Source organism: Pasteurella skyensis (genome assembly GCF_013377295.1).
In the GTDB taxonomy this organism is placed as follows: Bacteria; Pseudomonadota; Gammaproteobacteria; order Enterobacterales; family Pasteurellaceae; genus Phocoenobacter; species Phocoenobacter skyensis.
The window spans coordinates 748,661-761,829 of record NZ_CP016180.1; the positions used below are offsets into that span (position 1 = coordinate 748,661).

Below are 13,169 nucleotides of genomic sequence, written 5' to 3' on the forward strand. Positions count from 1 at the left end.
TGTTACAATTCAGTGGTTATTTTGTTAAAAATACACCAATTTGGCTCGATATTGACTTTTTAGGTTTTCAATATGTATCGAGTTTACTTTAAGCCTTATACCTTTAGAGTTAGCATCTTAAAGGGAATATGGAGGAAAATGCTATAATGAAGAAAAATGTGTTAATTATTGGTGCAGGGGGTGTTGCTCAAGTAGTGGCTCATAAATGTGCTCAAAATAATGATATTTTAGGTAATATTGTTATTGCCTCTCGAACGCTATCAAAATGTCAAAACATTGCCAAAAGCATTGAGGAAAAGAATAATTTTAAAATTCCTAGTACAATTCAATGCTATGCCCTTGATGCTTTTGATATTGAACAAACCAAAGCCCTTATTGAAAAAACACAGTCACAAATTGTGATTAATGTTGCCCAATCTTTTCAAAATATGCCTATTTTAGAAGCTTGTATTCAAACAGGTGTCGCTTATATTGATACGGCTATTGCTGAAGATCAAGATAAGGTTTGTCCAACCCCTCCTTGGTATGGTCATTATGAATGGAAGCGTTTAGAGCGTTGTAAAGAGAATAAGATTACGGCTATTCTAAGTGCAGGGTTTGATCCTGGTGTTGTGAATGCTTATGCAAGTTACGGTGTAACGCTTTTTGATTCCGTTGAGAGTATTGATATTATTGATATTAATGCGGGTAATCACGGAAAATATTTTGCGACTAACTTTGATCCTGAAGTGAATTTTAGAGAGTTTACAGGGGTAGTGTATTCTTGGCAAAATAATCAATGGCAAACCAATCAAATGTTTGAGGTAAAACGTACCGATGATTTACCTGTTGTAGGTGTGCAAAACTCTTACTTAACGGGACACGAAGAAGTACATTCATTAGCTCAGCATTTGGATGTACCTAATATCCGCTTTTGGATGGGATTTGGCGATCATTATATTAACGTATTTAATGTGTTGAAAAATTTAGGTTTATTGTCTGAAAAACCAGTAACAACAGCGGAAGGTGTTGAAGTGGTACCATTAAAAGTCGTTAAAGCAGTCTTACCAGATCCTCCTTCTTTGGCTGAAAACTATACAGGTCATACTTGTATTGGTGATCTGATTAAAGGTAAAAAAGACGGTAAAGATAAAGAAGTGTTTATTTATAATACTGCAAGTCATACAGAGGCTTATGAAGAGGTGGGCAGTCAAGGTATTTCTTATACCGCAGGCGTTCCTGCTGTTGCAGCGGCAATACTGGTTGCAACAGGGGAATGGGATTGTTTAGAAATGCGTAATGTAGAACAACTTGATCCTAAACCTTACCTCAATGTATTAAACAAAATCGGCTTACCAAATCGTATTAAAGATGAAAATGGTGATCGTGAACTCGTGTTTTGATATTTTAGTGGGATAACACTACTAAGTAAAAAGCAGTAAAGATATAAGCGGTATGATCTTTGTAAAAATTTGCAAAAATCATACCGCTTTTTTATAATCCAAAGCAACCTCCTATAATAATAAGGTTCTCAAATGAAAATAATACAACGCCTTTTAGCCCTATTATGTCTATTATCTCCAACAACAATGGCGAGTGAATCGAATGATGAAGCCATTAAAGAAATGCCAAATTTTCAACATAAAGATTGGGAATTAGCTTGTGATAATACAGGGACTTGTCGAGCCGCAGGGTATAACCCTGAAAGTGAATATGAAAATCTTGTTTCTGTTATGCTTACTCGAAAAGCAGGAAATAAACAAAAAGTAAGTGCAGAGATTCAATTTAGGACAACTGCTTATTATGGCGGTGATTCTTGTCCTAGCGAGGTCTATTTTGTTATAAATCGTAAAGGACAAGGTGATATTCGCCTATCGAAAGCCTGTACTGGTAAGTTGAATAAAAAGCAAACTCAAGCATTATTAAATGCGTTGAAAAAGGTAAGTGTCATTAAATTTGGAACAAAGAGAGATACCTTTATCCTTTCCGATCAAGGGGCAACAGCAGTATTATTAAAAATGGACGAATATCAGAAACGAGTAGGTAAGCCGTCTGCCTTAATTAAAAAAGGTAAAAGTAAAGAAGCAGTTTTACAACCAAAAGCCAAGCCAATTATTACTATTCCTGTGATGCCAAAAGCTAAAAAACACTTAACTTTTGGATTGTTAAAAAGCAACCTTAAAAAACAATTAAATAAACTTCCTTGTGATTTCGTAAATAAAAATACCGATATTTGGGCTTATGCTTTAAATGATAAACAGTCACTGTTAGAAATACCTTGTATGATGGGAGCTTATAATTACTCTGCTTATTATGTGGTTGTTGATAAGCAATTAAATGAAGTACAGGCTACTGTAGGTGAGGGGAATGGCTATGAGAATGGCATTATTTCAGGTTATTGGAAAGGACGTGGCGTAGGGGATTGCTGGGCTTCTGTTGAATATGCTTGGAATGGTGAAAAATTTGTTTTAAGCAGTGATTCTTATACTGGAATGTGTCGTGGCTTTGCTGGTGGAGCGTGGAATTTGCCGAGTTATGTGAGCGAAGTGAAGCATTCTGACAAATAAGCGAGTGATAGCGGTAAGATGATCACAAAAATTTGCAAAAAATTAGAAACATCTCACCGCTATGTGATTATATTAAATGGTTTTTTCATTTGTACCTACTCAGTTTTTAATTTACCCTCTTCTATGGTGGAATAATCCCTAATACAAGATTTTGGCATTTCTAAAAATGCCGCTAATTTGAGAATATCTTCTCGCATTTGCTCTAATCCATTATGGTTAAGAATATTAATGCGGCGACCACCTCGAGTTAACATATTAAGTTCATAACACACATAGCTAAGTTGTTGTTTTTGATTAATTTGTAATCCAATAATATTACTCAGTTTAACACAACGATATGGTTTTTTTGAAAATGTACCTTTGTTTTTATCAAACTTAATTTTGGCAATATAATCATCTGAGACGTGATATCCCAATACAATTAAACCACCTCCAAAAAGAGCAATAAACAGAACTAAATCGAGTTGTGACCAGAAGTAATAGATGATAGCGGCAATAATGAATAAGCTTCCACCTAAGACAAAGTAAAGGGAAGAGTAAAGAAAAGATTCTCTTGTGGGTTGGAAGTACAATAAGTTATCTTTTACAACCGCATAGTGAGTACAAAACTTAGGACCATTTTTTAACAAATGTTTGCTGAGATTGATGTCGTGCTGAACTAATTTTTTCATACGATACCTCATTGATGAAAAATACATTAGGAGATATATCAAAAAATAAAGCCCATCTTTTGATGAGCTTTATTGTATCGCAATTGTGTTCAATTAAACACCATTATTTGTATTTTTTGATCTCACCTGATTTTACGCGAGCAACAAAAGAATTAAATTCTTCTTTAACAATTGGCATTAAGAAGTAAAGACCAATGATGTTAAAGATAGACATTGCAAAGATTGCAGCATCAGAGAAGTCAATAACAAAACCAAATTTCACTGTTGCTCCGATAATAACGAAGAAACAGAATACAGCTTTGAAGACGATCTCTTTCTTCGCACCTTCACCCACTAAATAAGTCCAACCTTTAAGACCATAGTAAGACCATGAAATCATTGTTGAGAAAGCGAATAAGATAACTGCAATGGCTAATGGATATTTAAACCAATCCGCAGCAGACGTGAAAGATGCAGCCGTTAACTGAACACCTGTTAAACCAGAACCATCAAATGGCGCTGTATTTAAACCAGCAATAGTAATAACCAACGCTGTCATCGTACAAATAACAACAGTGTCAATTAATGGTTCAAGTAATGAAACTAGACCTTCTGTAACAGGTTCATTTGTTTTAACCGCTGAGTGAGCAATTGCTGCAGAACCAACACCCGCTTCATTAGAGAATGTAGCACGTTTTAAGCCTTGGATTAAAGCACCAATAAAGCCACCAGTAACACCTTCAGCTGAGAATGCACCATCAATAATAGAACTAAATGCAGGACCAATGTGATCAAGGTTTGTTCCGATAACGAAAAGAGACATTGTAATGTATAAAACAGCCATCCAAGGTACAAGTTTTTCAGTTACTGATGAAATTGAAGGCATACCACCGAAGATAACAGAGAATGTAAGTGCTGCTAAAATAACACCAGTTACTACACCGTATTCAGCTGGAACACCAAAAGCATAATTTAACATTGCGTGTGCTTGGTTTGCTTGGAACATATTACCGCCACCTAGTGAACCTAAGATAACCATAATTGCAAAGCCAACAGCAAGGAATTTACCTAAACCACCAAAACCACGCTCTTTTAAGCCACGACTTAAATAGTACATCGGACCACCAGAAACGACGCCTGAAGGTAAAATGGTACGGTATTTAACACCCAGTGTACACTCAACAAATTTAGATGCCATCCCTAAAAGACCCACTAAAATCATCCAGAATGTTGCACCTGGCCCACCAATGGCAAGAGCAGCACCCACACCAGCAATGTTACCTAAACCAACAGTTCCAGAAAGAGCCGTTGTTAGAGCTTGAAAGTGGCTAACCTCTCCGTCTTCTTTCTGATCTGGATCAGTGTATTTACCACGTACGATATCAAGAGCTAAGCCAAATTTGCGAAACTGAACAAAGCCAAAATAGAAAGAAAAAATTAAAGCAGCAACAAGTAACCAACCAGCGATCAATAAGAAACTGGTACCGTTAATTTCGACAGAGTAGAAAATAGTACTAACAAAAGGGCCAAAGATAGTGGCCATTGTGCTATCCACTGCTTCACTAAAATTTTCGAGACTAGCTTGAGCACTAGTTGCTAGAGACATTAATAGCAAAGGTAATGCTATTAGTTTAGTTAAATTCATAAATAGTTCTCCAATATAATAAAAATTAAAATCTAGCAAGTTGCAATTAATGGAGAATTGCTATTTACCATAAAAATATGGTAACGCTAGTCGTTGTAGTGACAATTAAGTTGATATTTCTAAGAACTACACTTTTGCAGGCACTTATAAAATTTAAAAGTCAACTCTTATTCTAGCGCCTTTATTTAATTTTGCAACTTTTATGCAACTTTTGTGTAAAATTTGTTAATAAATTTTGAAAAATACAGTGTTTTTACGTATCTATTAATGGAGTAATTAAGAGGTTTTAATTTATATAACTATTTGATTAAAAATAAAAATATTAGGACGTGATGTGATGGTAAATGAGAGTTCTAGATGGAAGTAAAGTTAACCTTATAATTATAAAAAAATTTTTACTTTTTATGCACTATGCTGATATTTGCGGAGGAAAGAAAAGACGTGCTAGTATTGATGACTCTTAATATAAGAGATAAATAGCTTTTTATTGATGCAAAAATAGGTAAAAAAATAACAAAATCATACCGCTTAGAGGATTGTAAAATGAAAGAAATAACAGATCTTATTAATAAATTAATAGTACATACCAAAGATAACCCTCTTATTGTAAATGACAGATCAATACAAGTTGTACAAAAAAGAAAAATCACCCTTGATGAAATTAATGATTTTGAAACAACCTATAATCTTATCTTACCTTGTGACCTAAAAAAGTTATGGCGTTGTTGTGGGCATTTTGAGGTGTTAGGTGATATGACGTTTGAAATTATTCCGCCCAACCAAATTATGTCTTTTTCAAATGAGTTATTTGAACAACTGGAATTAGATTTATTTCCCAATACGCTTTATGTTATTTCTGAAATTGCTTTTGGAACGGGATTTGGTCTTTATGATATAACAAACCAAGACTCACCAAATTTTGCAGTTACTTATGCGGATATTTTTTGTGAGAACTGGCAAGAAGAAGTGATAATGACGACTCTTTTTGAATGGATTGATGAGTATTTTTCCCTATTTTGGACAAAAGAGTATAACGTGATTTTTGAGGAAAAATTAGGATAAGCTATGTTTAATATGACCTTTGATATAAAGAAAAATCCTAAGCTATTTTTAGGTAAAAGTAAGACTGAATTGATTGAGTATTTGGAACAAAATGCTATTAAGTTTGAACATTTTCCTCAAGATCAAATTGATAATGGATTTAATATTATCAATACCTCCAATATGCATTTTTGGTTTGATTGTGAAGATATTAATTATCGAATTGATGTAATGTCCTTAGGTGATTTATATTTTAATAAAACAAAAATCAATAAACAGGGTTACGCACTGACGGTTCTAGATTATCTAAATAACATTGCCACAAAGCTAAGTGAAACCGATCATATAGATAATGATGATATGGGGAAATATAAATTAGTGGTTTATGAGTTGGAAAAGTTATTTAGAATATACATAACTTATACTTGCGATAATCATTGTATTTTTTGTTTTAGTCTTTATGTTGATGGATATAATCTGTATGAATATAAGCGAGGAATATCATTAGAAGACTATATGCAGGAGTATATACAAGAATATATAAAAGAGTAATAAAAAGGGCTATTATGAAAAAATATGTAATGTTATTAATAAGTTCACTTATCAATTTTTGTTATGCGAGTACGGATATGGTGATGAAAAACAATATAGAAAAATATTATTATGAATATAGAGGGGTTCATTGCCCCGAATATTGCAGGCAATACCCCACTTCAGAAAAAGTAGCTTTTTCTATCAAGGCAAAAAAGAAATATGAACAAGGCAGAGCCATTAATATTGAACTTGTTTGGAAAAATAATTCTGATAAAGATGAAATCATTTTGATATTTCCGTATGGTGAGGGAATGATAGGTTTAGGTGCTGTGGTGATAGATGAAAATAATTCAATAATTAATACTGCGTCTATCAATAGCTATATATCTTTATCATCAAAAGTATTTAATAAAGATGAATTGGCATATAAAGAAGTCATATTAAAACCGAATGAGATTAAAAAACAGACCTTTGATTTAATGAAAATTCCAGAATTTGATTATAAATTGAGTGAGTTAGGCTTAGAAAAAGGAAAATATCAATTCCAAGTGTTTTATTTTGATAAAAAATCAGAAATGCTGGAGTTTGAAATAACAAAACCACAAGACCCACTTTTTTTAGAAAGTAAAAAGAATAGTTTCGAAAATCACAAAGTTTTTAGAGAAAAACATAACTTTTTTGTATTCCCAAGTTCAAAAGAGGTAGAGTTTTCTATCAATGCCAAAAAGAAATATAAACAAGGTAAAGTGATTGATATTGATCTTGTATGGAAAAATAACTCAGATGAAAATGAAACAATACTTATATATGATTATAAAAATAGTCTTATTGGATTAGGGGCTTTGGTTTTTAATGATAAAAATGAAGTAATCACGGAAAAACCGTCAAAATTGTTTTATTCTTCAAAATTTTTCACTGCTGATGAAATTTTAGATAGGAAAGTAATATTAAAGCCTAATGAAACAAAAAAATATACGATAAATTTAATGGAAGTTCCCTTTTTTCAAAATAATAATCTAAAAAAGAAAGGATTAGAAAAAGGACAGTATAAAGTTCAATTGCTTTATTATGATAGAAAATCAAAAATACTTGAGATCGAAATAGAATAAAATGTATTTATAACATTATTAGCGGTCACATTTACATAAAAATTTACAAATTAAGTATTCAGCGTACAAGTATAAATAAGGATTATTAAATGACAAATAAATGGCAGAATTTAAGTCAGTCATACCATATCTATTCAATTAAAATAGATTTATCTGAGCAAGATATTCTTTTATTAAAAAACCACTGCCCTATAATTCTTCCTGTGGATTATATTGAATTATTAAGTGAAAACGCAGAAATAGAAATTGGAGTAGCAGAAAAATATTTACGCTTTTGGAATGCTGCTGGTTGTATAGAGATGAATGAAGCCTATAAAATTCAACACTATTTACCAAAGGCTTGGGCAATTGCCGATGATGGCGGTGGTGGCGTACTGTTGTATATAAAAACCGATGAAGAATTGAACCTTTATTTTTGCAGATTAGAGGATTTGGATATGGCAGAAGCGACTAAAATCTCAACGAGTATAAGTGATTTGCTCTTTTATGATATTGGTTTAAAAACGTTACTCACAAAAATATAAGGTAAAGATAAAATGAATAAAACATTACAACAAAAGCTGTATCTACTTAAAATAAAACAACAAATATCAGAAATAAAAGGGATTGATATTCAAGAAATTGTTTATCAAAAACCAGAAATTTTACAGTGGTTTGATGATGAGTTAAGAAATGAATTCAATAAAATAGAACGTAACATTCCTATTATCGCCGAGATTTCATATCTTGAAGAAAAAAATACCATTGCTAAAAAATTACAAGAAATTGTTTATCCACAAACAACATTTATTTTAGATTTTGGTGAGCTTTATCTTATTTTTTCTATCACATCATTTTCAGCATTTTTAAATAGCCTTAATGATATATATAGCTCAAGAGATGTGACGTTATTTTTTTCAGATCAACCTAAATTAGTTGATATTCATCTGGCTGAGCATTTTTTTGAATTTAGAATTTTAGCTAAAGGATAGGAGCATTTGTGAATATTTACGTAACTTATGCCACTAACCTTGAAAGTACTGAGGCGAAAAAGAAAATAGAAATATTATTTGGTTTGGCTTTACAAGAGCGAGAAAGTTTATATTTTGGTGTCTATTATTGTGTAGGAGATAAGTATGACGGACAATCTTTTCAACTACATCATAATCGTGATTTTGATGATAATGAACCATTAAAAGATGTGCCATTTTCAGTGCTTTTAGAAGTCAGTCGATTAAGTGTAGAAAATGAAAAATTATTCGCTACGTTAGATGATTTTCATTTAATACATAAGGAATATTTATGAGAAATGATGTATTTGGAAATGAAGATTTTTGGGTTTTATATCTTACTTTGGAAAATGTGTTGTATGATGAAAATGGAAATATACTCAAAGAAATTGAAGAGATAACTTATAAAAATATTCTGACACAATTATCCACTGATTTTTCGGTTCATTCTGATATTGTTCACTTTTATTTTCAATTAAACAATTTTGAATTATTAATAGAAAGCCGATTTGGTTGTAGCAACTATTTATACCTGTGCTATCAAGAAGAAAAGTATTTATTGGGCTGGTGGGATTTGGCAATGTGGCATCCATATTGTTTAAAGTATGATGAATTGAATTTATTATTAGAAAATATCAAAAAATATGATGTGAATTGGAAAAACTCAGATGTTCCGTTGTTATTATTAAAGGATTTTGTAGGATTTGGATCTGATGAGCAAAAAGAGTGTAAAGAGCTTACCACGAAATCGAATAATATTTTAGATTATCAGATTTACCGAATAACCGTAACACTTCCCTAAAAAGAAAAGTCAGTTAGAATATACGTTGACTTTTCTTGACGGAGATAAGTGTTATGTATAAACAACTGACTTTAGAACAAAGATACCAGATTTCTTACGGATTGCAACATAAACATAGTTATAGACAAATAGCTAAAGTTGTTGGCTGTAGTGCTACAACTATTTTTAATGAGGTAAAACGTAATACAGGCACTAGAGGTTATAATCCTCGTGGTGCGAATAAAATGTGTCGTCAAAGACATCGTAGGAAACGAAAGAAAATAACAATCACACCTCAAGTTTGGTCTATTATTTATTTTTACTTAAAGAAGAGATTTAGTCCTGAACAAATTTGCTATACAGTTTCTAAAATTAAAGAGCTTGGCATTAGCCCCAGAGGTATTTATGCATATATAAAACGGCATTTTCATCGTAAAGATGAGGTTTATAAATATCTACGGCGAGGCAATAAAAAATATCGTAAAAGAAGTAAGTCGGTAGGAGCAATCATTAGAAAAATACCCAATAGAGTATCTATTCATGATAGACCTAAAGAAATAGAAACAAAAGAAGAATTGGAGCATTGGGAAGCAGATACAATACAAGGAAAAGGGCATCATACAGGAATATTAACTTTAGTTGAGAGAAAACGGCTTATACAGTAATTGTAAAATTAGAAGGTAAAAATGCCCGTTGTTTAGCAAAGCGTTGCATTAGTACTTTATTGCCTTATAAAGAAAAAGTTAAATCAATAACTTTTGATAATGGTGTTGAATTTTTCTCTCACGAAAAGATAGCAAATGAGTTAGAATGTAAAACCTACTTTGCAGATCCTAATAGTCCTTGGCAAAGAGGATTAAATGAAAATACAAATGGATTAATCCGTCAGTATTTTCCAAAAGGAACTGATTTAAAATCAGTTGCACAAGAGGAATTAGATATAGTGGAAAGAGAGCTTAATCTTCGTCCTAGAAAACGACGAGGATTTCACTCTCCTTCTGAGTTATTTTAAGTGGTGTTACGGTTATGAGGTAAATGTACCTTCTTTTAAAATTAAACATAGCAAACAATTATCCACCTGTTTTTTACAAGACGATTACTCTTGGAGAACAACTAGTGTCGGTGATGAATTTTCCGCTGATTATAACTGCTATTCTTTAAGAAATGTACAATACCAATCAAAAGAGAGTAGCTTTCCTTTTGAACTTTGGAATAAACTAATCGATAGTTTGCAGTAACCTGATTAAAAAATTATAGGTCGTAAATCATCCCTAACAGCGATATAGGAACTTAAAATGTTTAAAAAACTCACAAATACATTGATAGCACTATTACTAGCGGTCACTTCTTCACAACTTTTTGCAAAAAATGATGTGGTGTATTTGCCTTATTTGAATGTTACTGAATTTAAGCAAGGTTTATCTGTGGTGGTGGATAAGGATTATCACTATGGTTTGATAGATATTCAGGGAACAGAATTAATCAAACCACAATATGATTTTATGCGAATAGACGATAATGGTGCAATCTATGTTGAAAAGAAAATCGGTGATGAATATAAAAATTGGTTTATTGATAAAACAGGGAAAACGGTTGAACCAAAACAGTTTGATTACGTTAAAGAAAGAGCAGAAGAACCTCAAGTAGAAAGGGAAAACACGCCTAATCTATACGTAAAATATCAATGGCTTATGTCAAAATATTCCCAAGTGTTTTTTCATAGAAATAACGTAATTCTTGTTAGACGTGGGAGACTATGGGGAATATTAGATTTACAAGGTAATGAAATTTTACCACCTAAATATTTTGTTATGCAGAGTTCATTATTGTCTGATAACTTGTTAATAGTGGCAGGAAGTGAAGAATTTTTTGGGGGATATGGTTATATTGATTTACAAGGAAAGGAGGTTGTACCGCAAAAATATCATTTTCCTAATGAAGTTAAAGGATTAGCCAGATTAACCGAACAAGTAGAAGATAGGTTACAAAGATTAATAAATAGTAAAGGAAAAAGTATTTTTATCAATGATAAATTACAACAAGTCTTACCGCCAGATAGCTATAACTATTTATTGTTTGAACAAGATGGTATTATTTTTGTTAAAAAAGGTGCATTTGAAGGGGCAGTTAATACCAAAGGGGAAGTATTAATTCCTGCTGAGTTTGACGATATTAAACGTAATAAACAAGGCTTTTATATTGGAATAACCTCAGATAAAAAATTAGCGTTATTTTCACCTAAAGGAAAGCAACTTTCTCAACCAATTTATGTTGAAATTGAAGCCTTACCGTTAGCCCCTTATTTTATGGTTCGAGATAACTATAAACTAAATTTAATGGATTATTCAGGCAAAGTGTTAAATTTAGATTATTGTGCTTATGATGATAAAAGTATTGAAAATGCCATTCTTGTTATGGGTTGTGATGAACAAAAAGGGATTGTTGATGAAACAGGAAAAGAACTAGTTAAACCACAATATAAAAATATTCAAATTATCAATAAACAGCTCTTTATCGTAGAAAATGAACAAGGATTAAAAGGTTTTGTTAATCGCCAAGGACAACAACTTACAGGCATTATTTATGAAGAAATCAGCCCTTTTTCAAATGGTTTAGCCAAAGTTTATACGCCTGATGATCAATGGGGATTTGTGAATATGCAAGGTGACGTGGTGGTTGCAAAGCAGCCAAATAAAAAACAGGATAACCAATGATTTTTGCCCCCTTAGGTATTATTTATATTATATTCGTTCCCATTTTGGCGTGGCTAAGCTTTGCGTATTTATTATACTTTTGTATCCGATTGATTGTTGATAAGCATTTTATCAAAAAAGTGAAAAAAAACTGATATGCCAATCCGTTAAGATTTTTGTTTTATTGAATATTTGTTTGCTGGGAATCATTCATTATCAAACAATGAAAGAGGTTGATAAGAAGAATGAGGAAGATCGCCAAACACGTAATCCTGTTTTAACCCAACCTACTGAAATTGGTGGAATTATATTCCCTAAAAACACACATTTAGAAAGTTATGATGCTGATTATCATCGCTTTCGTCTAGCAATCTTTGATAAATTTTTTCAGTTTCGTGGTTTCGAGATCACCCATTTATATAATTATAATGGTGGAAAAAATGTGGATGTTAAATTTGCTAAACCAACCACAATTCAAGACTTTATCTGTCAAGCTAACACAAGAGTAAGGTTAGAATTTGATAAAAATAATATTTGGGTAAGTGATTGTATTCTCGATAAAGATTATACTCGCAAAGGTTTTTTATGGAAAAAAGGCACATCAATTAATTATTTAAAAACAATAGTTCAAATTGATGGAGTGGCAAGTTTTACCCTAGACGGTCATCAATATAATGAAGAGTTAAATTATTACGATAAGCTAAAAGAGAATTGGATAAGATTTTATAGTAAAAAAACACATAAACTGTTATTTGATAGCGGTATTTTGACAAGTAAAAAAAGCAATTCCAGACAGTATGTTCTACAAGCACAGTTATATCCTAAGTATAAATATAAAATTATTAATACTACAACAAATCAAGTTTATACAGGTATTACCGATGAATCAGGTTTAGCACAAAAAATAGTGACGGATAAGGAAGTAAAATATTACTATGAGATCTTTCCTATTATTGAAAAGTAATAATTTATAGTGCATTAAATATAGAATAAAACAGTAATCGCTCCCTGAGCTTGTCGAAGGGTTGCGTGTAAAATACAAGAAAAAGCACTTACACTTCGACAGGCTCAGTGGCCGTGCTTAGGTAGGTTCAGCAATTTAGTTTCAATTTTGAATACTAATCTCAATTTAATTTACTACAATAAGGGTAATGAATAGAAATTTTGTAAAAAATGATTAA

At 31.8% G+C, this 13,169-nt stretch carries 13 protein-coding genes and 1 pseudogene; 12 read left to right on the forward strand and 2 right to left on the reverse strand.

Annotated elements, in window-relative coordinates:
- The first annotated feature begins 146 nt into the window (after positions 1 to 146).
- Entirely contained in the window at positions 147 to 1,382 is a 1,236-nt protein-coding gene (locus A6B44_RS03485; protein WP_090922418.1) for a saccharopine dehydrogenase family protein, read from the forward strand.
- Positions 1,383 to 1,514: 132 nt separating this feature from the next.
- A complete protein-coding gene (locus A6B44_RS03490) occupies positions 1,515 to 2,546 on the forward strand; it encodes a DUF1176 domain-containing protein (RefSeq protein WP_090922416.1) in 1,032 nt (343 codons plus the stop codon).
- 95 nt (positions 2,547 to 2,641) lie between these two features.
- Here A6B44_RS03490 and A6B44_RS03495 read toward each other — a convergent pair whose 3' ends face one another.
- Together A6B44_RS03495 and A6B44_RS03500 are read right to left on the reverse strand one after the other, a co-directional pair.
- Positions 2,642 to 3,217 carry a hypothetical protein gene (locus A6B44_RS03495; protein ID WP_090922414.1) on the reverse strand — a complete coding sequence of 192 codons (576 nt, stop codon included), beginning with the start codon at positions 3,215 to 3,217 and terminating at the stop codon, positions 2,642 to 2,644.
- A gap of 103 nt (positions 3,218 to 3,320) precedes the next feature.
- Complete coding sequence (locus A6B44_RS03500) at positions 3,321 to 4,841, reverse strand: alanine/glycine:cation symporter family protein (RefSeq protein WP_090922412.1); 1,521 nt, start codon at positions 4,839 to 4,841, stop codon at positions 3,321 to 3,323.
- A gap of 543 nt (positions 4,842 to 5,384) precedes the next feature.
- Here A6B44_RS03500 and A6B44_RS03505 point away from each other — a divergent pair.
- The 10 genes and pseudogenes from A6B44_RS03505 to A6B44_RS03555 all read left to right on the forward strand — a co-directional run bounded on the left by A6B44_RS03505 (position 5,385) and on the right by A6B44_RS03555 (position 12,952).
- Positions 5,385 to 5,903 carry an SMI1/KNR4 family protein gene (locus A6B44_RS03505; protein ID WP_090922410.1) on the forward strand — a complete coding sequence of 173 codons (519 nt, stop codon included), beginning with the start codon at positions 5,385 to 5,387 and terminating at the stop codon, positions 5,901 to 5,903.
- A 3-nt stretch (positions 5,904 to 5,906) separates the two neighbouring features.
- Complete coding sequence (locus A6B44_RS03510) at positions 5,907 to 6,434, forward strand: hypothetical protein (protein ID WP_090922408.1); 528 nt, start codon at positions 5,907 to 5,909, stop codon at positions 6,432 to 6,434.
- Positions 6,435 to 6,448: 14 nt separating this feature from the next.
- Complete coding sequence (locus A6B44_RS03515; protein WP_090922406.1) at positions 6,449 to 7,525, forward strand: hypothetical protein; 1,077 nt, start codon at positions 6,449 to 6,451, stop codon at positions 7,523 to 7,525.
- A gap of 89 nt (positions 7,526 to 7,614) precedes the next feature.
- A complete protein-coding gene (locus tag A6B44_RS03520) occupies positions 7,615 to 8,049 on the forward strand; it encodes an SMI1/KNR4 family protein (protein WP_090922404.1) in 435 nt (144 codons plus the stop codon).
- 12 nt (positions 8,050 to 8,061) lie between these two features.
- A complete protein-coding gene (locus A6B44_RS03525; RefSeq protein ID WP_090922402.1) occupies positions 8,062 to 8,496 on the forward strand; it encodes a hypothetical protein in 435 nt (144 codons plus the stop codon).
- Between the two features lie 8 nt (positions 8,497 to 8,504).
- Positions 8,505 to 8,810: a hypothetical protein gene (locus A6B44_RS03530; RefSeq protein WP_090922400.1), complete on the forward strand. Its 306-nt coding sequence runs from the start codon at positions 8,505 to 8,507 to the stop codon at positions 8,808 to 8,810.
- Positions 8,807 to 9,316 carry a hypothetical protein gene (locus tag A6B44_RS03535; protein ID WP_090922398.1) on the forward strand — a complete coding sequence of 170 codons (510 nt, stop codon included), beginning with the start codon at positions 8,807 to 8,809 and terminating at the stop codon, positions 9,314 to 9,316. The genes A6B44_RS03530 and A6B44_RS03535 overlap by 4 nt, the downstream gene beginning before the upstream one ends.
- 53 nt (positions 9,317 to 9,369) lie before the next feature.
- A pseudogene (locus A6B44_RS10875) lies at positions 9,370 to 10,307 on the forward strand (IS30 family transposase).
- A gap of 283 nt (positions 10,308 to 10,590) precedes the next feature.
- Entirely contained in the window at positions 10,591 to 12,009 is a 1,419-nt protein-coding gene (locus A6B44_RS03550) for a WG repeat-containing protein (RefSeq protein ID WP_090922303.1), read from the forward strand.
- Between the two features lie 175 nt (positions 12,010 to 12,184).
- Complete coding sequence (locus tag A6B44_RS03555; protein WP_143054825.1) at positions 12,185 to 12,952, forward strand: hypothetical protein; 768 nt, start codon at positions 12,185 to 12,187, stop codon at positions 12,950 to 12,952.
- Positions 12,953 to 13,169 lie beyond the last annotated feature (217 nt).

Coding starts and splice junctions, on each gene's coding strand:
- A6B44_RS03485 (WP_090922418.1), top strand. CDS start 147: ATGAAGAAAAATGTGTTAATTATTGGTGCAGGGGGTGTTGCTCAAGTA.
- A6B44_RS03490 (WP_090922416.1), top strand. CDS start 1,515: ATGAAAATAATACAACGCCTTTTAGCCCTATTATGTCTATTATCTCCA.
- A6B44_RS03495 (WP_090922414.1), bottom strand. CDS start 3,217: ATGAAAAAATTAGTTCAGCACGACATCAATCTCAGCAAACATTTGTTA.
- A6B44_RS03500 (WP_090922412.1), bottom strand. CDS start 4,841: ATGAATTTAACTAAACTAATAGCATTACCTTTGCTATTAATGTCTCTA.
- A6B44_RS03505 (WP_090922410.1), top strand. CDS start 5,385: ATGAAAGAAATAACAGATCTTATTAATAAATTAATAGTACATACCAAA.
- A6B44_RS03510 (WP_090922408.1), top strand. CDS start 5,907: ATGTTTAATATGACCTTTGATATAAAGAAAAATCCTAAGCTATTTTTA.
- A6B44_RS03515 (WP_090922406.1), top strand. CDS start 6,449: ATGAAAAAATATGTAATGTTATTAATAAGTTCACTTATCAATTTTTGT.
- A6B44_RS03520 (WP_090922404.1), top strand. CDS start 7,615: ATGACAAATAAATGGCAGAATTTAAGTCAGTCATACCATATCTATTCA.
- A6B44_RS03525 (WP_090922402.1), top strand. CDS start 8,062: ATGAATAAAACATTACAACAAAAGCTGTATCTACTTAAAATAAAACAA.
- A6B44_RS03535 (WP_090922398.1), top strand. CDS start 8,807: ATGAGAAATGATGTATTTGGAAATGAAGATTTTTGGGTTTTATATCTT.
- A6B44_RS03550 (WP_090922303.1), top strand. CDS start 10,591: ATGTTTAAAAAACTCACAAATACATTGATAGCACTATTACTAGCGGTC.